The following is a 21983-nucleotide window of genomic DNA, read 5'->3' on the forward strand; positions in this document are numbered from 1 at the left end:
TTTGTTATTTTATTGCAATTATTTTTGTATCTTTTTGTTTAAGTTCTAGACTACCATCTACATTACATCTTGGATTTAAAGTTTCTAGAGTTGCCAAAACTTCTGTTTTATTACCTTCGCTTATGTCATCATATTTTTTTAAGATATACATATGTAGTATATTTTTAGGTATACTACCTTTTGGCATACTAAAAGCCACGGCTTTTACGTTAAATTTTCTAGATCAACCTTCGTATCTTTATCGACTATCAGATAACCTTTAATACCATCTTCTTTTAATTCATTTTTCTTGGTCTCTATATTATATTCCTAGTCAAAATTTACCCTTTTATAAACCCTTACTTCGCCTTTAAAATGTTTGATACTACCCATATCAGCTTTACAAATTTTAGCCAAAGTAGTTGGCTCACCACATCCAGTTAGAGCAAAAGTAAGTGTTGCTGTAATGACTGAAAAAAACGACTTTTGTTTTCATATTTTTCCTTTTTGTAAAAGTTAGAAATTCGGATTTTACAAAAAAATAAAACTGAAAAAATTAAACTAATAAATTTATGAAATATTTTTTGATAAATTTGGTGTAAAAAAGAAATTTGAGCTCAAAGCAAGTGCTTCAAGCTCAGTTAATTTTACTCGTTTAGGATAGAGAGAAGCTCTTTGTTATCTTTTGTTTTTAGCATTTTTGCGTATAAGAATTTAAGCGCTTCGACATCGTCCATTGTCGCGATCGCAGAGCGAATAGCCCAAATTTTTTGAAGCTCATCAGGTTTTTGAAGTAGCTCTTCTTTTCTGGTGCCTGATTTTAGCACGTTGATAGCTGGGTAAATTCTGCGGTCTGAGATGTTACGGTCAAGCACGATCTCGCTGTTTCCAGTGCCTTTAAACTCTTCAAATATAACTTCGTCCATACGTGAGCCAGTGTCGATAAGAGCGGTTGCGATGATGGTTAGAGAGCCGCCGTGCTCTATGTTTCTAGCTGCACCAAAGAAGCGTTTTGGTTTGTGAAGCGCGTTTGCATCCACGCCGCCTGTTAGCACCTTGCCACTTGGCGGGGTTACTGTGTTGTAGGCGCGTGCTAGACGGGTTATACTATCAAGCAAGATGATGACATCTTTACCCATCTCAACTAGACGTTTTGCCTTTTCGATGACTAGCTCTGCTACGCGGACGTGGTTAAGCGCTGGCAGGTCAAATGTCGAGCTAAATACCTCGCCTTTTACGCAGCGCTGCATGTCTGTAACTTCTTCTGGTCTCTCATCTACCAAAAGCACCATTAGTTGGGCTTCTGGGTGATTTTTAGCGATGCCGTGAGCTAGCTCTTTCATAAGCTCAGTTTTACCACTTCTTGGAGGTGCGACGATGAGGCCACGCTGACCCTTGCCAATAGGCGTGAAAAGATCAAGCACACGGCCAGTTAGCTTCATCGGATCATACTCTAAATTTAGCTTTTCAGTTGGAAAAAGCGGGGTTAGGTTGTCAAATAGTGGCCTCTCTTTTGCGTCTGCTAGAGGCATATAATTTACCGCTTCGATCTTTAAAAGAGCGTAGTATTTTTCTTGATCTTTTGGCTCTCTCACTTGGCCGGTGATGATGTCGCCCACGCGAAGTGCAAATTTACGGATCTGTGAGTTTGAGACGTATGCATCGTTTGAACTGTCGCTTAAATTCGCATCAACAGCTCTTAAAAAGCCGTAGCCCTCGTTTGTGATCTCTAAAATTCCAGTAAATAGTATAAAGCCGCCTTGTTTTGTCTGGGTTTTTAGTATCTCAAATATCAAATCCTGCCTACGAAATTCTCGTGGATTTTCGACACCAACGCTATTTGCGATCTGCACTAGCTCATCTAAACTAAGCGTTCTTAGCTCTTCGATCTTATGTCCGTCTACTGGTATGTGTGTTCTTGATGCTTGATGTTTTTTTGTAGTTTTTGTGTTTTGAGCAGCACTTTGCTCGGTTTGGTTATTTTCCATTTTTCCTCTTTAAATGCGGGGATAATTTTGCAGAATTTCTAGGTTTCAAAAAGAAGTTTTTGAAAGTTTTGGCATTTTATAAAAATAAAACTTTGTTGTCAAGAAATGGTATAAAATAAAATTTTTGCTCAAAAATGGTTGATTTGCTATAATCTCGCCATTTTATAACGATAACAAAAGAAGAATTTGTGCCTATTTTTGCAGTTTGCCTACCATAAATTTATATGGTGTGTAATAGGCATGTGATGCAATAATATTGGTAAAAATTTTAGATAAAAGAAAGTAAAAATGCCACAAAGTAGATGTGCTCATTGCAGATTAAAATTTGATGAAAGCGTGATGATCTCAAATGAAGGCGGACTTAAATTTTGCTGTGTTGGTTGCAAAGGCGTTTATGAAATTTTAAATGAAAATGGGCTTAGCGAGTTTTATGAACGTCTTGGTAAAAATACACTTACACCGGCAAGCAACGGTGCAAATATCAAAAATTTAGCAGCAAATTTTAGCGAGCTTGTGACAAAAGAGGGCGACTTTAGTCAAATTTCATTTTTAATCGATGGCATCACTTGCTCAGCTTGCATCTGGCTACTTGAAAAGGCACTTTTTAGCTTGCCTGGCGTCTTGGAGGTAAATATCAACTCGCTTAATCAAAAAGCGGTTATTGTCTTTGATGAGCAAGAGCTTTTGGTAGAGCAAATAATTGAAAAAATTTATGCCGTTGGCTACGTCCCAAAGCCCTATGCTACGAGTTCGAAAGAGGACGAGCTAGCTAAGAAAAGAAGAAAATTTTACACAAAAGCGCTAGTTGGTATCTTTGCTACGATGAACATTATGTGGCTAGCCATTGCTCAGTATAGTGGGTATTTTAGTGGCATAAGAGGCGATATAAAAGACATTTTAAGCTTTGCGCAGTTTGTATTAGCAACGCCTGTACTTTTTTATACTGGTAGCGAGTTTTTTAAAGGAGCAAAGATAGCCATAAAAAACGCTTCGCCAAATATGGATTTGCTCGTTATCACCGGAGCTAGCATAACCTATATCTACTCTATTTTTGCGATGTTTACGAGGAGTGGCGAGAGCTATTTCGACTCGGTTGCGATGATCATCACCTTTGTTTTTATCGGTAAATTTTTAGAAATTTTGGGCAAGAAAAAGGCACTTGAGACTTCAAATTTCTTAAATGATATGCTGCTTGCAAAGGTGTGCGTTTTAGAAGATGGTAAGGATATTTTAAAAGAGCCAAGAGATGTAAATTTGGGCGAAAAGATCGTGCTTAGATCAGGCGAGAGGGCGCTGCTTGATGGAGTAGTGCTTAGTGGCGAGGCAAGCGTGGATAGCTCAAGCCTAACTGGAGAGAGCCTGCCTGTGATCTTGGGAGTGGGACAAGAGGTAAAAAGTGGCGTCATTTGCCAAAATGGACAAATCATCTATGAAGCAAAGGAAATTTTTAAAAATTCTTATCTAAATCAGCTTATAAATTTGCTCCAAAATGCAGAGCTAAAAAAGCCAAATATCGAGCTAGTAGTCAATAAAATCGCTTCTAAATTTTCTCTTAGTGTGCTGACTTTAGCATTTTTTACATTTTGGTTTTGGTACTTTAAATTTGGCTTTTCAGAAGCTATTGTCACGGCTGTTAGCGTCATTGTGATCGCTTGCCCTTGTGCGCTTGCCCTTGCCACGCCAGTTAGCAGTGTTTGCGCTCTTGGTGTGGCTTTTAAAAATAGAGTGCTTTTTAAAGAGGCTAAATTTTTTGAAAGCCTTGCAAAGTGCGATGTAGCGGTCTTTGATAAGACTGGTACGCTCACAAAGGCAGAATTTGAAGTTAGTGATTTTTTCATAAAAGAGAGCATAAGCTTAGATGAAATTTATTCGCTGGCTCTTATATCAAATCATCAAATAAGCGTGGCAGTGGCTAAATTTTTAAAGCAAAAAGACGCAAGGAAAATAGAGCTTAAAAATACAAATTTAAGTGTGGCAAAGGGTGTTGAGGCTGAAATTTCAGGTAAGAAATTTTATGCAGGAAGCAAGCGATTTTTAGTTGAAAATGGTATTGGCTTTGATGAAGCTGAAGAAAATGTGAGCTTTTTTGTGGGGCTTAATGGTGAGTTAGTGGCGAAATTTTACCTAAAAGATAGTGTAAAGCCCGAGGCAAAGACCTTGATAGACGAGCTAAAGAGCGCTGGCATGAAAGTGTGTATCTTAAGTGGCGACGTGCAAAAAGTGGTAAAAAATGTGGCAGATGAGCTTGGCGTGAGTGAGTTTAGAGCAGAGATGTTGCCTGAAACGAAAGCTAAATTTATAAGCGAACTAAAAGAGCAGGGCAAAAAGGTTCTAATGGTAGGAGATGGCATAAATGACGCAGCAGCGCTTAGCCTTGCTCATGTTGCCATTTGTATGGGAAGCGGGGCGGCAATAAGCTTAGAAAGAAGCGATGTAGTGCTACTTGATGATAGTTTAAAAAGTCTAGCAAAGGCCATAAAAATCTCAAAATTTACTTACAAAACGATAAAGCAAAATTTGCTCTTTTGCCTTCTTTATAATGTTCTTGCTCTGCCATTTGCTGTGTTTGGCTATGTCATTCCGCTATTTGCTGCGCTTTTTATGTCGCTTAGCTCGCTAAGTGTTATCTTAAACTCGCTTTATATTGTTAGAAAATTTAAGGAAAAAAATGGATAGCGCGACACTTGCGATGCTAGTTTTTATCTCGGTTTTGATGGGAGCATTTTTGCTTTTTGGCGTGCTTTGGGGGATAAAAAATAAGCAATTTGAGGACTACCGAAAATTTTTAGACGGAGCAAATTTAGACGATGAAGATGCACTAAATGAAGCTTATGAACTAGAGCTTCGCAAAAAAGAAGCTCTCAAAAAAAGAGCAAAATCTAATAAAGATAAAATTTAGCTCTCAATCGTTGGCTCGCCAAAAAGTCTATTGGCCTCTTTTAAGACCCCTTGTTCTCTTTGTCTTTGAAGCTCTTCTGGCGTTTTTGGCTCTTTATTTAGCATCAAAGCAAAGTTATTTTTCTCATTTTGCAGCTCGCTTTTTATCTCGGTTTTTGACTCATTTTTAGTTTCAATGTTATTTGCATTTAGTCTTAAAATTTCCTCATCAAGCTCGTCTAGTTCGCTTTTTTCATTATTTTCTAAAGAGGCTTTAGGCGTCTTAGTTTGTGCTTTTTGCTCATCACTCTTTGCATTTACTATCTTCGCATTTTGTCCAAAAAGCGTACGCAATATCTCGTTTAAGATTTTCCAATTTTTCTTAAAGTATTCAAGATTTTCATCTTTTGCATTTACTATCAGTCCAAGCTCATTGTTATTAAAGAAGCTAAATTCTACAAATTCTTTAAAAAACTCGCCAAGATCGTAATTTCTATCATAAATTTTTGTTAAAAAGAGTTCATATGGACCTTGCATTTTAGCAGGAGCTGCTTGGCTTTTTTGAGTGATGACTTCTGTGATTTGAGTGGAATTTTCGCTATTTTTTGAGATCACTTCATTTATAGCGTCATCGATATCTTGTAAATTTAGTGCTTCTATCATCATAAAAAGCATTAGCATTAGTACAAAGCCATTGTCGCTACTTACATTTAGCATACCTTTAGCTTGTGCCAAAATCCTAAAAAATCTTTCATAAACAAGTAGAGAAATTTTTGAGTCGTTTTCTATAAATTTTTGCTTTAAATTTGCCAAAATTTCATCTATTATCATCTCAGGATCATAGCTTTCAAGTTCGCTTACGAGCACTCTAATGGCATTCTTATCGTGATTTAAAACATGAGTTATTATCTCTTCGATCTTTTCTGGATCAAGAAGCCCTAGCATCGATGCTACGCCATTTGCCGTTACATTATTTGCACCGTAAATGATAGCTTGATCAAGAAGTGTTAAAGTATCTCTTAGCGATCCTCCGCCACTTCTTGCTAAAATTTCAAGTGCCTCTTTTTCGTAGCTAATGCCTTCTTTGCTTAAAATAAACTCAAGATGTTTAATGATGCTGTATCTGCTTATTTGCTTAAACCTAAAATGCTGCGTTCTTGAAAGTACCGTTGTTGGGAGTTTTAATGGATCGGTCGTCGCTAGGATAAATTTTACATAGCTTGGTGGCTCTTCAAGCGTTTTTAAAAGGGCGTTAAATGCCTCTTTGGTTAGCATATGCACTTCGTCAATTATAAAAATTTTATATCTTGCCATTGCTGGAGCATATTTTGTTTGCTCTATTAGCTCTCTTATGTCATCTATCTTTCTGTGGCTAGCAGCGTCCATTTCGATGATGTCCATATGCCTTGACTCATTTGCCATGATGCATTGCGGACATACTTCACATGGTTTTGAGGTAGGTCCTTTTTCGCACACTAAAGCTTTTGAAAATATCCTGGCACTTGAAGTTTTACCACTGCCTCTAAGCCCAGAAAATAGATATGCGTGGCTTATACGACCCTCGTCAAGTGCGTGTATTAGGCTTTTGCTAACTGCTTCTTGACCGATAAGTTCATCAAAATTTTTAGGGCGATATTTTAAAGCTAGTGCTTGCAATGCGGTATCCTTTTTATAAAGTTCAAGGATTTTATAAAAAAAGGCATAAATTTATGATTATTTATATATTTAATTGGCTTTAAATTTTTTTATTTTAGTTTAATGAAGGCGGATAAATTTTTATATGTTTGCATAAAATTCATAGTGTATTTGCAAAAAATAAAAAATATCCCTTTTTATAATGATCCATAGTTGTATAGATTTAAAATTTATAATAAAAATACATAAAATTTTATGTTAAATATTTTGTATTTTTATATGTATTGTGTTTGGTATAAAAAGCCTTGGCGTGTGTGCCAAGGCAAAATTTTAGATTAGCAAGAGAAGCAGGTTTTAAACTCATAAGCGGTTGGGCGCGCTTCGTAAGGCCAAACTTGAGTTTCAAATTTGAAGTGTTGATAGGTATCTATGAAAAGATCGGTCATTATTGGTTTTAAGTATTCATTATCGCGAATTAGTGCTTCTAAGCTGCCACGAAGTGTGTGTGGAAGCTGCTCTATGCCACGCTCTCTAATCTCATCAAGGTGAAGTTTAAATAAATTTTCATCCATCGGACCAACTGGCTCGTATTTATTTTTAACGCCGTCAAGTCCCGCCATTAGCATCGCTGAAAAGGCTAGATAAGGGTTTGCTGTGCTATCTGGAAATCTCATCTCGGCTCTAACTGACTTTTCGCCTGAACCATAAGGTATGCGGATACTTGCTGAGCGGTTTTGGCTAGAGTATGTTAGGATAGATGGTGCTTCAAAGCCTGGGATTAGGCGTTTGTAGCTATTTGTGCTTGGGTTAGTAAAGGCGGCAACGCTTCTTGCATGTTTTAAAACGCCACCGATATAGTATCTTGCGAAATCACTTAAATTTGCGTAGTTGCCCTCTTTGTAGAATAAATTTTTACCATCTTTCCAAACTGATTGATGCACGTGCATGCCGCTTCCGTTATCGCCATAAAGTGGTTTTGGCATAAATGTAACTGTCTTGCCGTTTAGGTGAGCCACCATGCGAACGACATATTTATAAATTTGAACATTATCGGCAGCTTCGACTAAGTTGCCAAATTTCACGCCGATCTCACCTTGTCCTTGAGCGACTTCGTGATGGCCCAAAAATACTTCAAGGCCAACTTGCTCTAAAACTTGCATCATCTCGGCTCTTAGATCGACCATGCTGTCGATTGGCTGAGTCATCAAGTAGCCGCCTTTTCTGCGTGGGCGATGACCTGTATTGTAGCTGTCTTTGAAGTCAGTAGCATCGTTCCATTCGCCTTCTTCGCTATCTACTTGATACATCGCACAGTTTGGGCTATCGATGATTTTGACGTTATCAAAGACAAAAAATTCATTCTCAGGGCCAAAGTAAGCCTCATCACCAAGACCACTATCTTTTACATATTGCATTGCTCTTTTAGCAATTGAGCGAGGGCATTTTTCATAAATTTGACCCTTGTAAATGTCGTAAATATCGCAAAAAACAACAACTGTAATATCAGAAGTAAATGGGTCTAAAAATGCAGTTGTAGCTTCTGGCTTCATTATCATGTCGCTCTTATCGATTGGTTGCCAGCCATGCATAGAGCTAGCGTCCATAGGGATACCATTTATAAAATTTTCTTTTGTAACAGCTTTTATGTTGTAGCTAATGCTATGCCAAGCACCACCTAAATCAGTAAATCTAAAATCTACAAATTTGACTTCATTTTCTTTACAAAAATCAAAAAAATGATCTACGTTTTGGACAAATTTTCCCATTCTTTTCTCCTTCTGGTTTTTAATTTTCGTATTCTATCATAAAACCTAATATTTAAGATTAAATTTATATTTTATTTTAACCCGATCTAAAATTTTACTAATTCTCTATCTCTGTTTTTGAAAATAGCACATTTTGAATAGCCTAAATCTCTAGCTATTTGTTCGCAAATTTCGCCATTTTTACCAATATCTTCTTTTGCGTGAGCGTCTGAGCCAAAGGTGATGGTTATATCTTTTTCGGCTATTAGTTCAAGTAAATTCAGGCTTGGATATTGCTCGCCGATAGGTTTTCTAAAGCCAGCAGCATTTATCTCAACAACTAAATCTGCTTCTTTTATCGCATTTACTGCATTTTTAGCCAAAATTCTAACATCCTTTTTTGGCAAAAATTTAAAAAGTTTTAAAAGATCAATATGCCCCATAATGTCAAATTTACCAAGCTTAGCAGATCTTTCTACATGATCAAAATACTCTTGCCAAATTTGATCCAAGTCTTTGCCCTCGTAGCCACCGATAAATTCTGGATTGTCAAATGCCCAGCCGTTAAAAAAATGCACAGAGCCTATTAGATAATCGACCTTTCTAGCAAAAACTCGCTCATCCATAAATCCATCTAAAAAATCCATCTCATAGCCAAGTAAAATTTCTATCTCGCCACTAAATTCCTCTTTTAAGCGCCTAACCTCGTCTTCGTAGCTTTGCATCTCCTCAAATTTCATCCTATAAGCTTCATCGTAGTTCATCGGTGCGTGATCACTAAAACCAAAGTATTTTGTGCCAGCTTTTATTGCGTTTTGTACATACTCTCTTGGCTCGCCAACTGCGTGTTTGCAAAGTGGCGTGTGGTTGTGAAGATCGACGGTCATTTTTAGCCTTTTAAGGTCGTTTATTTTTAAAAATGCTATCTAAAAATTTATAAATTTAAAGATAAAAGCATTGCCTTTAAACTTACTTTTTATTTAAATCCTATATAATCAAGCCAAATTTTATTAGGAGCTTTTATGACCCAAGAGGAACTTGACGCACTTATGGCAGGTGGGCTAGATGATGAGTTAGATAATGCTAAAGAAGATACTGGCCAAGAGGTTGCGGACGTCAAAGAGGATACGGACGAGGTAACAGAAGTTGCAGAAGCAATCGATACTAAAGATGAGCCACAGTCAAAATCAGAAAGTAATTCAAAGAATGCAGAAAATTATAGAGTGAGTGCAGATGGCGTTTGGCCACCACCACCACCAACGGAAGATCACAAAATGGTTCATCAGCTTGATGACGTAACAAGAGATAGCGAAGAAAAAGCTACTCAGATGTTTGATAAGCTTGAAACGATAAATAACTTTTTTATGGACGCTGAGAGCGACTCAAATAGCCTAAAAGACACAATAAACTCAAATATCGAGCTATTTACGACACTAAGTGAGAAATTTCCAAATATCGCTGCATTTAGTGAGGCTTTAGAGAAAAACAACTCGCTTCTTGGCACGATCGATAATATCATCGGAAATTTACAAATGGGACAAGATGAGATCATGATGGCTATGGATATGATGCAGTATCAAGACATCCACAGACAAAAGATAGAGCGTGTTATCAACGTTATGAGAGCGCTAAGTAAATATATGAATACCTTATTTGAAGGTAAAATCGACGATGATAAGCGTGTTAGCTCTGCTGTTCACATCGCTGGTGATACAACGACTGAAAATCTTGTCAGCAACGATGATATCGAAGCCTTGATAGAAAGTTTGGGTAAAAAATAGTGCTAAAAAGGCCTGAGCTTTTATCTCCAGCTGGAAATTTAACAAAACTTAAAATCGCCCTTGAGTATGGAGCTGACGCTGTTTATGGCTCGGTGGCTAGCTTTTCACTAAGGACTAGATCAGCAAGGGAATTTAACCTTGAAACATTCAAAGAGGCGATAGACTACACACATGCAAAAGGAAAGAAATTTTATGCGACCATAAATGCCTTTCCTTTTAATTCGCAGATCGAGCCACTAAAAAGGCACTTGCAGACTATCTCGGCTATGAAGCCAGATGCCTTTATTATTGCAACTCCAGGAGTCATGAGTCTAGCAAAAGCTATTGCCCCTGATATCGAGATACATCTCTCAACTCAGGCAAATGTTATGAATGTGCTTGATGCAAAAATTTATCACGATATGGGTGCAAAACGTATCGTCGTAGCACGCGAGATGAACTTAAAAGATGTCATAAAGATAAAAGAAGAAATTCCAACTCTTGATATCGAAATTTTCGTCCATGGCTCGATGTGCTTTGCCTACTCTGGCAGGTGCTTAGTGAGCTCAGTGCAAAGCGGACGTATGTCAAATCGCGGAAGCTGTGCGAACGACTGCAGGTTTAAGTATGAACTCTATGCCAAAAACGAAGAGAGTGGTGTGCTTTTCCGTTTAGAAGAGGATGAAAAAGGCACTCACATCATGAACTCAAAAGATCTTTGCCTCATCTCGCACATCAAAGAGATCGTTGATAGTGGCGTAATAGATAGCCTAAAAATAGAAGGTCGCACAAAGAGTGAGTACTACGCAGCTTGCACAGCAAGAGCTTATAAAATGGCGATAGATGATGCCATGAATAATAAATTTGACGCACAAATTTATGAGAATGAGATAAATACACTAAAAAATCGTGGCTTTACGGATGGATATTTGGTGCATAGACCTTATGAGCGAACCGATACACAAAATCATGTTAGCAGCCTAGAAGAGGGTACTCATCAGGTAAATGCAATAAGCGAAGATGGCGAGTTTTTTAAGTGCAAATATAAAATTTTTCCAGGCAATAGCTACGAGATCGTGGCTCCTACTGGATCGGTTATAGAAGACAGTGAAAATGAAATTTCAAAGGTCTATTCACAAGATGGCAAGAAATTTATCAAATTTAAGCAGCTCATCACCAAAAAAGGCAAGGTTATGAGCGAAATTCATAGCGGCAATGAAAATGGAATAAGTCTTGGTGTTAAGCTACCAAAATTTAGCTTTTTAAGGGAGAAAATATGAAATTTGTTTCTATTATAATGGGAAGTAAAAGTGACTATGAGATCGTTAGCGAGGTGGCAAAAACTCTTGAAAAATTTGGCGTAAAATATGAACTGATAATCAGCTCAGCTCACAGAAGCCCAAAAAGAACGAGCGAGTACGTCGCAAATGCTGAGAAAAAGGGTGCAAAAGTCTTTATTGCAGCTGCTGGTATGGCGGCTCACCTAGCTGGTGCGATCGCTGCAAATACTACAAAACCAGTGATTGGCATACCAATGGCAGGTTCGGCTCTAAGTGGCGTTGATGCACTTTACTCAACTGTGCAAATGCCAAGCGGCATGCCAGTAGCAACCTTGGCTATTGGCAAGGCTGGCGCGATAAATGCAGCCTATTTGGCGGTGCAAATTTTAGCTCTTGAAGATGATAGTCTGGCAAGTGCTCTAAAAGCCGATAGAGAGGCGAAGATAAAGGCTTTAGAGGAAGACTCTTCAAAGGTTGAAGTGATACTGTAAAAAGGAGAAGCGGTGCAGACCTATCTTGGAGTTGATGAATTTTGCAAACTTGTGCACTTGGAGCGTGAAGTTATCGAAGATATGATAAATCGTGGCGTTTTGAAAACCAAAGAGGAAAATGGAGAAATTTTGATAGAAGCGAGCGAGGGAACGATGAGCGTGGTGCCTAGTGTTTCGCAAAATTTATCCTTGCAGCCGCAAAGCCAAGATGGTATCAGCTTTGTTGAAAAGACGATTGGAACGATATTAAATTTACACGAAAAGGTACTTGACGCAAAGGATGAGACGCTTGAAACCCTAAGAAATGAGAATAAATTTTTAAAAGAGGCGCTTATTTCTATGCAAGAGCTCTATGACGAAGATAGAAAAATGGTCGAGACGCTTACAAAACAGCTTAAAATTTCACAAGATGAAGTTGAATTTTTAAAACGAAAATACAAGCTAATGTGGAACCAAGCGGTTGAAAATTTTAACGGACAAAAGTAGTTTATGAAGATTATAAATTTAGAGGATAGCTTTGAAATTTACGGAGTAAAAACTCGCACTAAAAATGAAGATGAGATGGGCGGCAAGGGTAAAATTCCAGCTTTATGGTCTAAATTTATGAGTGAGCACTACGATGGCAAGAGTGAAATTTATAGCGTTTACTGCAACTATGAAAGCGATTTTGATGGACATTACGATAACTTCATCGGCACAAGATCACGCCAAAAGGGTGATGGAAATTTAAAGATACAAAGCGGAAAGTACGCTCTTTTTAGTTTTGCAAATGAGCCACAAAATGTTTCAAAATTTTGGGATGAAATTTGGAGATATTTTGAAAGTAGCGAGCTAAAAAGAGCCTATGAAACAGATTTTGAGCTTTACAGCAGCGACGAGATAAAAATTTTTATATCTATTTTAGGTTAGGAAAAATGAATAAAAAAAATAATAGTTCAATCTTAAGTTTTATCGAAAATTTTGGTAACAAATTGCCAAATCCAACTATGCTTTTTATATATCTTTCGATTATTACGATAATAATATCGTTTGTATTAGAAAAGATGGGCGTTGGCGTAAGCTATCAGGCTATCAAAGATGGACAAATATCACAGCTTAATGCAAATGTTATAAATCTGCTTTCTGCTGATAGTCTTAGATCTTTTGTTTCATCTGTGCTTAAAAATTTTACTAATTTTTATCCTTTGGGAGTAGTTTTTGCGATTATTCTAGGTATTGGTATTGCAGACAAGTCTGGACTTTTATCAGCACTTATGACAAAGATTGCCTTAAAATCTTCCAAAATATGGGTAACCCCAATCGTTATTTTTCTTGGTGTAATGTCAAATGTTGCTTCCTCGGTTGGCTATGTCGTGCTAATCCCGCTTGGAGCTATTTTATTTGCTGGATTTGGTCGCCATCCAATTGCTGGATTAGCTGCTGCTTTTGCTGGTGTTAGCGGTGGCTGGTCGGCAAATTTATTAATCGGCACAAATGACCCGATGTTTGCGGCATTTTCTATGCAAGCAGCTAGCGTGTTAAATCCAGATTATGTAGTATTAGCAACTGCAAATTGGTACTTTATGATCGCTTCGACATTTTTGATCGTATTTGTTGGCTGGTTTGTAACGGATAAAATCGTAGAGCCTAGGCTTGGCAAATTTGATTTTTTAGGTGATTTTAGCCTAAAAGAGCATAGCGAGATAAGTGCAGAGCAAAAACGTGGCTTAAAATTTTCACTAATAGCGTTGATCGTTTTTGTGATTTTACTGCTTGTGGCTATTTTGCCTTCTGGTTCTTTATTTGGAGCAAAAGGCAATGAAAGCTTTATGAAATCTACTTTTATGCATTCTATTGTTGTTTTTATGATGTTACTTTTTATAGTGGTAGGTGTCGCTTACGGCGTAGGTGCTAGGAGTATAAAAAGTAGTAATGACGCCATAAAATTTATGGAACAATCTATTTCTGAGCTATCAGGATTTTTGGTTTTGATATTTTTTGCAGCTCAGTTTACATATCTTTTTAATACCTCAAATATTGGGCTAGTACTTTCTATTAAAGGTTCTATTTTTCTAAAAGAAGTCGGATTAACTGGACTTAGCCTTATTATAGTTTTTATTTTCTTGATCGCTTTTATAAATTTATTTATAGCTGTTGATTCTGCAAAGTGGGCGATGATGGCTCCGATTTTTATACCAATGTTTATGAATCTTGGACTTTCACCAGAGCTTACACAGGCTGCTTTTAGAATAGGCGACTCTACTACAAATATCATAACGCCTTTGATGCCGTTTTTTGTTTTGATAGTAGCTTTTATGCAAAAATACAATAAAGAGTTAAAAATCGGATCAGTGGTTTCTATTATGCTTCCTTATACGGTTGCATTTTTAATTTCTTGGACAGCGCTAATGTCGTTTTGGTACATTTTTGATCTACCGCTAGGACCTGGTGCAGTTATACACTATGTAAAGTAAAATTTTAAAAGGAAAGCAATGACATTTTCACAAATAATACTAACGCTTCAAAACTATTGGCAAGAGCAAGGTTGCGTTATACTTCAGCCATACGACATGCCTGCTGGTGCTGGTACTTATCATCAAGCGACTTTTTTAAGAAGCCTCGGACCAAAGCCGTGGGCGACTGCATATGTAGCTCCAAGCCGCCGTCCGACTGATGGCAGATACGGCGAAAATCCAAACCGCCTAGGCGCTTATTATCAGTTTCAAGTACTCATAAAACCAAGCCCAGAAAATATCCAAGAGCTTTATCTAAAAAGCCTTGAAAAGCTTGGGTTAAATTTGAAAAATCACGACATCCGCTTCGTCGAGGATAACTGGGAGAGCCCGACGCTAGGTGCTTGGGGACTAGGCTGGGAGGTCTGGCTAGATGGCATGGAAGTGACGCAGTTTACTTATTTTCAACAAGTGGGCGGCATCGCATGCGAGCTGATCTCTGGTGAGATAACATACGGCCTTGAGCGTTTGGCCATGTATCTACAAGATGTAAATAGTGTCTACGACATCGTTTGGGATGACAGGGATGGAAACATCGTAACCTATGCCGACGTTCACAAACAAGGTGAGTACGAGTGGAGTAAATATAACTTTGAAGTAGCAAACGTAGATATGCTTTTTAACCAGTTTGAAAACGCATTTAACGAGTGCAAACGCTGCTTAGAGGCTAAAATTTCACTGCCAGCATATGATTATTGCATGCTTGCGGCTCACACATTTAACGTCCTTGATGCGCGTGGGGCGATAAGTGTGACGCAAAGGCAAGACTACATCTTAAAAATTCGCGAGCTGGCCAAAGAGTGCGCGCTAACTTACAAAGAGAGTCTAGAGCAAAAGTAAAATTTTATGAAAATAGCTGAAATTTATAAAATTTTAGATGAAATTTGCCCATTTGCGAGCCAAGAGTCCTGGGACAATAGTGGCCTACAAGTTGGCTCATTTGATAGCGAATTTGAGCGAATTTATATGAGTCTTGATTTAGATAGCGAACTTTTGCAAAATGTCTTGCCAAATTCGCTTATTATCACTCACCATCCGCTCATTTTTAAGGGGCTAAAAAGCCTAGACTACAGCTTTTATCCAAGCTCACTCATAAGAGAGATGATGATAAAAAATATCTCGCTTATTTCGCTTCATACAAACGCTGACCTTGCATTTTTAAATGAAAAATTTGTGATGCAGGTTTTGGGGCTTGAAATTTCAAGCAAAGAGGGCTTTTTGATCTATGCTGATGTGAAGATAAAATTTATTGAGCTTTGCAAATTTGTAAAAGAAAAACTTAGGATAGAAAATTTAAGAGTGGTTCATGCAAAAGATGAAATTTCTAAAATTTGTATCTGCACTGGAAGTGGCGGAGATCTCATCCAAGATGTAAAAGCAGACGTCTTTTTAACGGGTGATCTAAAATATCACCAAGCCCTTTATGCAAAGGAAAATGGGCTAAATTTAATCGATATAAATCACTATGAAAGTGAACGTTATTTTGGTGATTTTTTAGCAAAATATTTGCAAAATCTGAAAATTGAAGTTATAATACGCAATTCTAAAAATCCATTTACATATTGCTAACAAAAAAAGGAAACATTATGAATAAATACTTACAACAATTAGTTGAATTATCTGATCTTGATAAACAAATAGATGGCTTTATACCACGCATTCAAGACATAGAAAAGGCTTATAAAAATATAGAAGAAGAGTGCGAAACCATAACGGTTAATATAGAAAGACTAGATGAAGAGGTAAATGACCTAAAATCTCAAAAATCAGGCACAAATGCTCATATTGCCGAGTTTAGCGCAAAGATAAAAGATGTAGCCAAAAAAAGCTCAAGTGCAAAAAGCGAAAAGGAGATAAAAGCTCTAAGTCTTGAAGAGGATATTGCAAAAGAGCAACTTGAGGCTGCAAATGAGGAGATCGCTAGACTTGAGAAGCTAATAGATAGTAAAAATAGTCAAAAAGATGAGCTTGGTGCAAAAAAAGCTGAACTTAAAGAGAATTTAAAAAATATAAAAAGTAAAACTTCATCTGAGCTTGAAAATATTGGGAAAGAACGTGAAGAAGTTTATGCCAAAAAAGACAAGCTTATCGCCACTATGAATCAAAAAATTCTCGCATTTTATGAAAAAATTAGAAAATGGGCTCATAACACAGCTGTTGTTCCTGTAAAAAAACAAGCTTGTTATGGTTGTTTTATGCAGATAAACGACAAAACTTTCTCTGCTGTTATCAAGGGCGAAGATATCGTTACATGTCCTCATTGTGGCAGAATTTTATATAAACAAGAGCAATAACACATTTCGTGATAATAATATATTACTTTCTAGCCTCAATACTCTATCTCTTTGGGGCTATCTTTTTATTTTTTTTAAGTTTTAAAAAAAAGTATCATAAGTCGATTCCAGCACGTTTTTTCCTCTTTAATAATCCTAAATTTCAAGATGCAGATGTGCATTTTCACGCTTGTTCGTTTGGCGAGGTGCAAGCGCTTAAACCTTTGATACAAAAATTTGACAGTAAAGCCATAAGCGTGGTGACAAATACGGGCTTTGAAGCGGCAAGTAAAATTTGCTCTAACGCGAGATTTTTACCGTTTGAAATTTTCTTGCCATTTTGGCTAAAAAAGAGCAAAATTTTAGTAATTTTTGAGGCTGAGCTTTGGCTTATGCTAGTTTTCATGGCAAAGCTAAAAGGCAGCCGCGTGATACTGATAAACGCTAGAATTTCAGATAGAAGCTACAAAAGCTACTTAAAATTTGGCTTTTTTTACAGATATCTTTTTAAATTCATAGATAAAATTTACGCTCAAAGTGAGCTTGATAAAGAGAGGCTAAAGTCGCTTGGTGCAGGTGAAATAGAGGTCGTTGGCAACATAAAGGCTGCGTTTTTGCCAAGCGTGAGTAAAATTTATGAAAAGCCAAAAGCTAGAGTGATCGTGCTGGCAAGTACGCATTTGGGCGAAGAAGAGATGATTTTGCAAAATTTAAATTTAAAAGAAAATGATCTTTTAATCATCGCACCACGCCATCCTGAGAGGTTCGCAGAGGTTGAGAAGATAGCAGGCGACTACGCTAAAAAGCATGACTTTAGCTTTGCGAAATTTAGTCAAACGTATAAATTTGAAGCTAAAGTAAATTTGCTTGACACTTTAGGTGAGCTTGTAAATGTCTATGCTATTAGCGATATAGTCGTGCTTGGAGGCAGTTTTGCGCCAAATATCGGTGGGCATAATCCAATCGAGTGCGCACAATTTAACCCAGTGATAATAAGTGGCGAGTTTATATTTAACCAAAAGGCGTTATTTAGCCTAGTTGAAAACATCTATATCGCAAAAGCAAGCGAGATCAGTGGCATAATAGATAGTGATGCTAAAAAGAGCAAGATCGCCGTGCAAGCAAGTGCTGATGCGATCATAGAAGATATAAGGAGCACTTTATGAGCGAAGAAAAAGCGTATAAAATTTTAGCCAAACAAAAAAATATCTCAAACAACGAGGCAAAGGAGCTAATCGACAGCGGACTAGTCTATGCCAAGGGGCAAAAGGTGATGATCGCTCGTGCGCTAATGAGTGAAAATACTAAATTTAGCATCGAAGAGATGCCAAAGCCAAGCGTTATCTTTGAAGATGAAAATTTAATAGCAATCAGTAAGCCAGCTGCCATAACTAGTGAAAAAATTAGTCAAATTTATAAATTTCCACTCCTTCACAGGCTCGATAAGGACACAAGCGGCGTGTTGCTTCTTGTAAAAAATGATGAATTCGCAGCACTTGCCATAAATGAATTTAAAAAGATGAAGGTTGAGAAAATTTATGTGGCCGTAGTTAGGGGCATCATGAGCGAAGAAGTGGTCGTAAATGAGCCAATCTTAACGATAAAAAATAAAAATGGCGCCATTTCAAAGATCTCAAAAGATGGCAAAGAGGCGATCAGTGAAATTTTACCTCTCATGGTTGTTGGCAAAAAAACGCTGGTAAAAGTTGCCATAAAAACAGGCAGGACACACCAGATAAGAGTGCATTTGGCTAGCTTAAATTTACCTATCGTTGGCGATGAGAAATACGGCAAAAATAGGGCAAATAGAATGTTTTTGCATGCCTATTCTATTGCTCTTTTAAACTATAAATTTAAAGCGCCGATCCCAAAAGAATTTAATTCTCTTGGGTTTGAGCTATTTAATAAATTTGAAATTTAAAGAGCAATAAAGAAATTATTTAGTAATATACGCCCTTTAATAACAACTTGGAAAGGTGATTAGTGTTTGAACAAATTAGCGAGTCTTTTAGATTAGCCGTTAGCAAGATACGTTTTGTAGATGACGAAAAAGCTCTAAAAAACGCACTTGATGTGCTTAAAAAAGCTCTTTTAAAAGCTGATGTTCACCACAAAGTCACTAAAGATCTACTTACATCTATCGAAAGCGAGCTAAAGCAAACTGGCGTTGGTCAAAAGAATTTCCTAGATTCGATCAAATCAAATTTAACGACTATATTAACAGCTCCTGGCAACCAAGGCTTTGTCTATGCGCCAGTTGCACCAACTATTGTTTTGATGGCTGGCTTACAAGGTAGCGGTAAAACAACGACAACTATTAAGCTTGCAAACTATCTAAAGCTAAGAAAGAAAAAAGTTTTAGTTGCGGCTTGTGACTTGCAAAGATTGGCGGCGGTTGAGCAACTAAGACAGCTCTGCGTTGCAAATGAGATCGATCTTTTTTATATAGAAAATGAAAATAACCCTATAAAAGTAGCAAAAGAAGCGCTAGAAAAAGCAAAAAGCGGTCTTTATGATGTGCTTTTAGTGGATACCGCAGGTCGTCTTGCGATCGATGAGAAGTTGATGCAAGAGATAAAAGATGTAAAAAATGCGATAAATCCACATGAAATTTTCTACGTAGCTGATGCTATGAGTGGACAAGATGCCGTAAAAACAGCTACAAGTTTTAATGAAATTTTGGGAATTTCTGGAGTTATCCTTTCTAAATTTGACTCTGACTCAAAGGGTGGTGTAGCTATTAGTATTGCAAAACAGCTAAATATTCCACTTAGATTTGTCGGTACTGGCGAGAAAGTAGCTGATATCGAGAGTTTTATACCAGACCGCATTGTAAGCCGTATAATGGGTGAGGGTGACTTGGCCACTTTGGTAGAGAAAACATCGACTATTATAGATGAAAAAGAGGCAAAACGCCTAAATCAAAAGATAAAAAAAGGCCAGTTTAATTTTAATGACTTTTTAGAACAAATGGAAAGTGTTAAAAAGCTTGGTAGTATGAAGTCTTTGATGGGGATGATACCTGGACTTTCAAATATTGCAAATCAGATAAAAGATATAGACCTTGATAATTCAAAAGAAATTTTGCATATTAAGGCTATGATAAACTCTATGACGCAAAAAGAGCGTGAGAATCCAGACCTTTTAAACAATAGTAGAAAAAGGCGTTTAGCAGCTGGTTCTGGACTATCTCAAGTAGAGGTAAATCGTTTTTTAAAGCAGTTTGAAAATGCTTCAAAGCTTGCTAAGAAATTTTCAGGAAAAGGTGGAGCAAAGGGACTTGCAAATATGCTTTCTCAAGCAAATTTAAAAAGACCTGTTTGATAAAAGGGTTTAAATTTGGATATTTGTTATCTAAATTTAAGCTTTATTTAAAAACAAGAGGAGAATATAATATGGCAACAGTAGTAAGACTAACAAGAATGGGACGTAAAAAAAGACCTTTTTATCGTATAGTTGTTACAGATAGTAGAAAAAGACGCGATAGTGGCTGGATAGAAAGTATTGGCTATTACAACCCTATGGTTGAACCAAATGTTATAAATTTTAATAAAGAGAGATTAGATTACTGGAAAAGCGTTGGTGCTAAACTTAGCGACAGAGTTGCACAAATTACAAAATAATGGTTAAAAATTTTTTATACGAATACGCCAAGTTAATAGCTGACTTTCCTGAAAAGGTAACTATAGAGCGTCAAGAGCTTGGTGAAAATTTTGTTGAAATTATCATAAATGCTGACAAGATTGATACTGGAAAACTTATCGGTAAAGACGGCAAAATGATAAACGCTATAAAGACTGTTATTATTGGTTGTAAAGCCAAAGATAATACAAGCTATAGAGTAACGGTAAAAGCTATTGAATAGTGATATTGTTGAAGTCGCTACCATCGGAAGATGTGTTGGTTTAAAGGGCTACTTAAAGCTTCACAATAAGAGCGACTTCCCAGAACAGTTTAAAAAAGGTGCAACCTTTTTTGACAAAAACAATGATCAGCTGACTATAAAAGACTACAATAGACAAAAAGAACTGGTTTTGTTTGAAAATTTTGATGACTTAGATCTTGCTAAAGCGCTTGTAAATAGAACTATATACACCACAAAAGAGCTCACTAGAAAAAACTGCAAATTAAAAAAAAATGAATTTTTTCAGTTTGATATTATTGGCTTAAAAGTTATAGAAAATGGTGAAATTTTGGGTATTGTAGAAGATATCCAAGATAATTTTTCAAATTCACTTTTTATACATAAAAAAACAGATGAAAAGCTTATTATGGACGGCAATCCAAAGAATTTTTTTACATTCCATATTTAGAGCATTTTATTATAAGTGTAAATTTAGACAATGAAGAGATTTTGGTAAAAGGTGCTAGAGCCATTTTAGAAAAATTCATGAAATTTACGTTTATTACACTTTTTGAAAATTTAGTTAAACCTTATTTTTGTGATTCTATTTTAAAACGTGCAATTGGTAATAAATTTATTGAAATTGATTTTATAAATCCAAGAAATTTTACTAAAGATAAGCATAATAAAGTTGATGATTATATGATCGGAGGCGGAGCAGGGCTTTTGATGTTTCCACAGCCTTTGGATAAATCGATCAAATTTTTAAAAGAAAAAGATAAAAACGCCCATGTGATTTTTTTGACACCAGCTGGTAAAAAATTTAGTCAAAATGATGCAAAAAGGCTTTCAAAGAAAGATCATATTTGCTTTGTTTGTAGTAGATATGAAGGGCTGGATGAGAGAGTTGTTGAGCTTTGGGCGGACGAAGTTTTTTGTATAGGTGATTTTATTTTAACTGGTGGAGAACTGCCTGCACTTTGTATGAGTGATGCAATATCAAGAAATATACCTGGAGTTTTAGGAAACGATATGAGCCTTGAAGTTGAGAGTTTTGAGGATAATTTGCTTGAAGCCCCATCTTTTACAAAGCCTGATAATTTTAGATCAATCTTTGTGGTTTCAGAGTTTTTAAAGGGTAACCATGCTAAAATCCACACTTTAAAAAATAAGATGGCTCACTGCAAAACAAGGTTCTTTCGCCCTGATTTATATCAAAAGCTTAAGCCACATAAATAAGGAAAAACATGAGAAATAAATACATTGAAGCATTTGAAAATGCTCAAATTGTTAGTAAAAATATTCCTGACTTCCGTGCAGGAGATACATTGCGTGTTGCTACTCGTATTCACGAAGGCGATAAAACTAGAATTCAAAATTTTGAAGGTATTTGTATAGCTAGACGTGGTAGCGGTACTGGCGAAACATTTATCATTAGAAAAATTGGCGCTAATAGTGTTGGCGTTGAGAGAATTTTCCCAATTTTTAGTGACTCAATTGAAGAGATAAAAGTTCTTAGAAAAGGTCGTGTTAGAAGAGCTAAATTATTCTATCTACGTGACCTTCGTGGTAAAGCTGCTAAGATTCGCGAACTTAGAAAATAATTCTACTATCTGTCC

At 36.7% G+C, this 21983-nt stretch carries 23 protein-coding genes and 1 pseudogene; 19 read left to right on the forward strand and 5 right to left on the reverse strand.

Annotated features, from left to right (window positions below; genetic code table 11):
* Positions 1-4 precede the first annotated feature (4 nt).
* The gene (locus tag CVT17_RS04375) at positions 5-187 is read right to left on the reverse strand and encodes a hypothetical protein (RefSeq protein WP_141089842.1); all 183 of its coding nucleotides are present in this window, start codon (positions 185-187) and stop codon (positions 5-7) included.
* A gap of 439 nt (positions 188-626) precedes the next feature.
* Positions 627-1967 carry a transcription termination factor Rho gene (gene rho / locus CVT17_RS04380; RefSeq protein ID WP_021090510.1) on the reverse strand — a complete coding sequence of 447 codons (1341 nt, stop codon included), beginning with the start codon at positions 1965-1967 and terminating at the stop codon, positions 627-629.
* A gap of 288 nt (positions 1968-2255) precedes the next feature.
* On the opposite strand from rho, the gene CVT17_RS04385 reads away from it, so the two are divergent.
* Together CVT17_RS04385 and ccoS are read left to right on the forward strand one after the other, a co-directional pair.
* Positions 2256-4643, forward strand: a complete 2388-nt coding sequence (locus tag CVT17_RS04385) for a heavy metal translocating P-type ATPase (RefSeq protein ID WP_107858663.1) — start codon at positions 2256-2258, stop codon at positions 4641-4643.
* Positions 4636-4866 carry a cbb3-type cytochrome oxidase assembly protein CcoS gene (ccoS, locus tag CVT17_RS04390; protein WP_087578757.1) on the forward strand — a complete coding sequence of 77 codons (231 nt, stop codon included), beginning with the start codon at positions 4636-4638 and terminating at the stop codon, positions 4864-4866. Before CVT17_RS04385 ends, ccoS begins: the two co-directional genes overlap by 8 nt.
* On the opposite strand, the gene CVT17_RS04395 is transcribed toward ccoS, so the two are convergent.
* From CVT17_RS04395 to CVT17_RS04405, 3 genes are all read right to left on the reverse strand, one after another.
* The gene (locus CVT17_RS04395) at positions 4863-6500 is read right to left on the reverse strand and encodes a DNA polymerase III subunit gamma/tau (protein WP_107770411.1); all 1638 of its coding nucleotides are present in this window, start codon (positions 6498-6500) and stop codon (positions 4863-4865) included. The genes ccoS and CVT17_RS04395 overlap by 4 nt on opposite strands.
* 314 nt (positions 6501-6814) lie before the next feature.
* A complete protein-coding gene (gene glnA, locus CVT17_RS04400) occupies positions 6815-8245 on the reverse strand; it encodes a type I glutamate--ammonia ligase (protein ID WP_107858662.1) in 1431 nt (476 codons plus the stop codon).
* Between the two features lie 86 nt (positions 8246-8331).
* Positions 8332-9111, reverse strand: coding sequence for a histidinol-phosphatase (locus CVT17_RS04405; RefSeq protein ID WP_107770409.1), 780 nt, complete (start codon positions 9109-9111; stop codon positions 8332-8334).
* 135 nt (positions 9112-9246) lie between these two features.
* Between CVT17_RS04405 and CVT17_RS04410 the strand changes: the two genes are divergently transcribed.
* The 17 genes and pseudogenes from CVT17_RS04410 (at position 9247) to rplS (ending at position 21968) form a co-directional block, all read left to right on the forward strand.
* Positions 9247-10005 (forward strand): chemotaxis protein, encoded by a 759-nt coding sequence (locus CVT17_RS04410; protein WP_103599972.1) that lies wholly within the window; start codon positions 9247-9249, stop codon positions 10003-10005.
* The gene (locus CVT17_RS04415; RefSeq protein WP_107858661.1) at positions 10005-11264 is read left to right on the forward strand and encodes a peptidase U32 family protein; all 1260 of its coding nucleotides are present in this window, start codon (positions 10005-10007) and stop codon (positions 11262-11264) included. Before CVT17_RS04410 ends, CVT17_RS04415 begins: the two co-directional genes overlap by 1 nt.
* Entirely contained in the window at positions 11261-11755 is a 495-nt protein-coding gene (purE, locus tag CVT17_RS04420) for a 5-(carboxyamino)imidazole ribonucleotide mutase (protein ID WP_103582742.1), read from the forward strand. The genes CVT17_RS04415 and purE overlap by 4 nt, the downstream gene beginning before the upstream one ends.
* A 12-nt stretch (positions 11756-11767) precedes the next feature.
* Positions 11768-12241: a DUF3972 domain-containing protein gene (locus CVT17_RS04425; protein WP_107858660.1), complete on the forward strand. Its 474-nt coding sequence runs from the start codon at positions 11768-11770 to the stop codon at positions 12239-12241.
* Positions 12242-12244: 3 nt separating this feature from the next.
* Positions 12245-12664 carry a GyrI-like domain-containing protein gene (locus CVT17_RS04430; protein WP_107858659.1) on the forward strand — a complete coding sequence of 140 codons (420 nt, stop codon included), beginning with the start codon at positions 12245-12247 and terminating at the stop codon, positions 12662-12664.
* A gap of 5 nt (positions 12665-12669) precedes the next feature.
* Positions 12670-14208, forward strand: a complete 1539-nt coding sequence (locus CVT17_RS04435) for an AbgT family transporter (RefSeq protein ID WP_107770405.1) — start codon at positions 12670-12672, stop codon at positions 14206-14208.
* A gap of 18 nt (positions 14209-14226) precedes the next feature.
* Positions 14227-15087, forward strand: coding sequence for a glycine--tRNA ligase subunit alpha (gene glyQ / locus CVT17_RS04440; RefSeq protein ID WP_107770404.1), 861 nt, complete (start codon positions 14227-14229; stop codon positions 15085-15087).
* 6 nt (positions 15088-15093) lie between these two features.
* Positions 15094-15816, forward strand: coding sequence for a Nif3-like dinuclear metal center hexameric protein (locus CVT17_RS04445; protein WP_107770403.1), 723 nt, complete (start codon positions 15094-15096; stop codon positions 15814-15816).
* 17 nt (positions 15817-15833) lie between these two features.
* Positions 15834-16541 (forward strand): zinc ribbon domain-containing protein, encoded by a 708-nt coding sequence (locus CVT17_RS04450; protein ID WP_107770402.1) that lies wholly within the window; start codon positions 15834-15836, stop codon positions 16539-16541.
* A gap of 8 nt (positions 16542-16549) precedes the next feature.
* The gene (waaA, locus tag CVT17_RS04455) at positions 16550-17686 is read left to right on the forward strand and encodes a lipid IV(A) 3-deoxy-D-manno-octulosonic acid transferase (RefSeq protein WP_107858658.1); all 1137 of its coding nucleotides are present in this window, start codon (positions 16550-16552) and stop codon (positions 17684-17686) included.
* Positions 17683-18441, forward strand: a complete 759-nt coding sequence (locus CVT17_RS04460) for an RluA family pseudouridine synthase (protein WP_107776215.1) — start codon at positions 17683-17685, stop codon at positions 18439-18441. The genes waaA and CVT17_RS04460 overlap by 4 nt, the downstream gene beginning before the upstream one ends.
* Before the next feature lie 62 nt (positions 18442-18503).
* Positions 18504-19844, forward strand: a complete 1341-nt coding sequence (gene ffh / locus CVT17_RS04465) for a signal recognition particle protein (RefSeq protein ID WP_107858657.1) — start codon at positions 18504-18506, stop codon at positions 19842-19844.
* Between the two features lie 71 nt (positions 19845-19915).
* On the forward strand, positions 19916-20143 hold the full coding sequence (gene rpsP / locus CVT17_RS04470; RefSeq protein ID WP_009293992.1) for a 30S ribosomal protein S16: 228 nt from the start codon (positions 19916-19918) through the stop codon (positions 20141-20143).
* A complete protein-coding gene (locus CVT17_RS04475; protein WP_107858656.1) occupies positions 20143-20385 on the forward strand; it encodes a KH domain-containing protein in 243 nt (80 codons plus the stop codon). The genes rpsP and CVT17_RS04475 overlap by 1 nt, the downstream gene beginning before the upstream one ends.
* Positions 20378-20904, forward strand: a pseudogene (rimM, locus tag CVT17_RS04480) (ribosome maturation factor RimM); the annotation flags it as partial. The gene CVT17_RS04475 and the pseudogene rimM, both read left to right, overlap by 8 nt.
* 6 nt (positions 20905-20910) lie before the next feature.
* Complete coding sequence (trmD, locus tag CVT17_RS04485) at positions 20911-21603, forward strand: tRNA (guanosine(37)-N1)-methyltransferase TrmD (RefSeq protein ID WP_085657399.1); 693 nt, start codon at positions 20911-20913, stop codon at positions 21601-21603.
* Between the two features lie 8 nt (positions 21604-21611).
* Positions 21612-21968 carry a 50S ribosomal protein L19 gene (gene rplS / locus CVT17_RS04490; protein WP_107770396.1) on the forward strand — a complete coding sequence of 119 codons (357 nt, stop codon included), beginning with the start codon at positions 21612-21614 and terminating at the stop codon, positions 21966-21968.
* Positions 21969-21983 lie beyond the last annotated feature (15 nt).

The sequence above is a fragment of the Campylobacter concisus genome (assembly GCF_003048775.2).
GTDB lineage: Bacteria > Campylobacterota > Campylobacteria > Campylobacterales > Campylobacteraceae > Campylobacter_A > Campylobacter_A concisus_I.

What these genes read in the sequence shown, in the direction of transcription:
- CVT17_RS04430 (WP_107858659.1), top strand. Translation starts at nt 12,245, where the DNA reads ATGAAGATTATAAATTTAGAGGATAGCTTTGAAATTTACGGAGTAAAA.
- CVT17_RS04450 (WP_107770402.1), top strand. Translation starts at nt 15,834, where the DNA reads ATGAATAAATACTTACAACAATTAGTTGAATTATCTGATCTTGATAAA.
- rplS (WP_107770396.1), top strand. Translation starts at nt 21,612, where the DNA reads ATGAGAAATAAATACATTGAAGCATTTGAAAATGCTCAAATTGTTAGT.
- rpsP (WP_009293992.1), top strand. Translation starts at nt 19,916, where the DNA reads ATGGCAACAGTAGTAAGACTAACAAGAATGGGACGTAAAAAAAGACCT.
- purE (WP_103582742.1), top strand. Translation starts at nt 11,261, where the DNA reads ATGAAATTTGTTTCTATTATAATGGGAAGTAAAAGTGACTATGAGATC.
- ccoS (WP_087578757.1), top strand. Translation starts at nt 4,636, where the DNA reads ATGGATAGCGCGACACTTGCGATGCTAGTTTTTATCTCGGTTTTGATG.
- CVT17_RS04375 (WP_141089842.1), bottom strand. Translation starts at nt 187, where the DNA reads ATGCCAAAAGGTAGTATACCTAAAAATATACTACATATGTATATCTTA.
- CVT17_RS04435 (WP_107770405.1), top strand. Translation starts at nt 12,670, where the DNA reads ATGAATAAAAAAAATAATAGTTCAATCTTAAGTTTTATCGAAAATTTT.
- glnA (WP_107858662.1), bottom strand. Translation starts at nt 8,245, where the DNA reads ATGGGAAAATTTGTCCAAAACGTAGATCATTTTTTTGATTTTTGTAAA.
- CVT17_RS04405 (WP_107770409.1), bottom strand. Translation starts at nt 9,111, where the DNA reads ATGACCGTCGATCTTCACAACCACACGCCACTTTGCAAACACGCAGTT.
- CVT17_RS04385 (WP_107858663.1), top strand. Translation starts at nt 2,256, where the DNA reads ATGCCACAAAGTAGATGTGCTCATTGCAGATTAAAATTTGATGAAAGC.
- CVT17_RS04410 (WP_103599972.1), top strand. Translation starts at nt 9,247, where the DNA reads ATGACCCAAGAGGAACTTGACGCACTTATGGCAGGTGGGCTAGATGAT.
- rho (WP_021090510.1), bottom strand. Translation starts at nt 1,967, where the DNA reads ATGGAAAATAACCAAACCGAGCAAAGTGCTGCTCAAAACACAAAAACT.
- glyQ (WP_107770404.1), top strand. Translation starts at nt 14,227, where the DNA reads ATGACATTTTCACAAATAATACTAACGCTTCAAAACTATTGGCAAGAG.
- CVT17_RS04445 (WP_107770403.1), top strand. Translation starts at nt 15,094, where the DNA reads ATGAAAATAGCTGAAATTTATAAAATTTTAGATGAAATTTGCCCATTT.
- CVT17_RS04475 (WP_107858656.1), top strand. Translation starts at nt 20,143, where the DNA reads ATGGTTAAAAATTTTTTATACGAATACGCCAAGTTAATAGCTGACTTT.
- trmD (WP_085657399.1), top strand. Translation starts at nt 20,911, where the DNA reads ATGAAATTTACGTTTATTACACTTTTTGAAAATTTAGTTAAACCTTAT.
- CVT17_RS04460 (WP_107776215.1), top strand. Translation starts at nt 17,683, where the DNA reads ATGAGCGAAGAAAAAGCGTATAAAATTTTAGCCAAACAAAAAAATATC.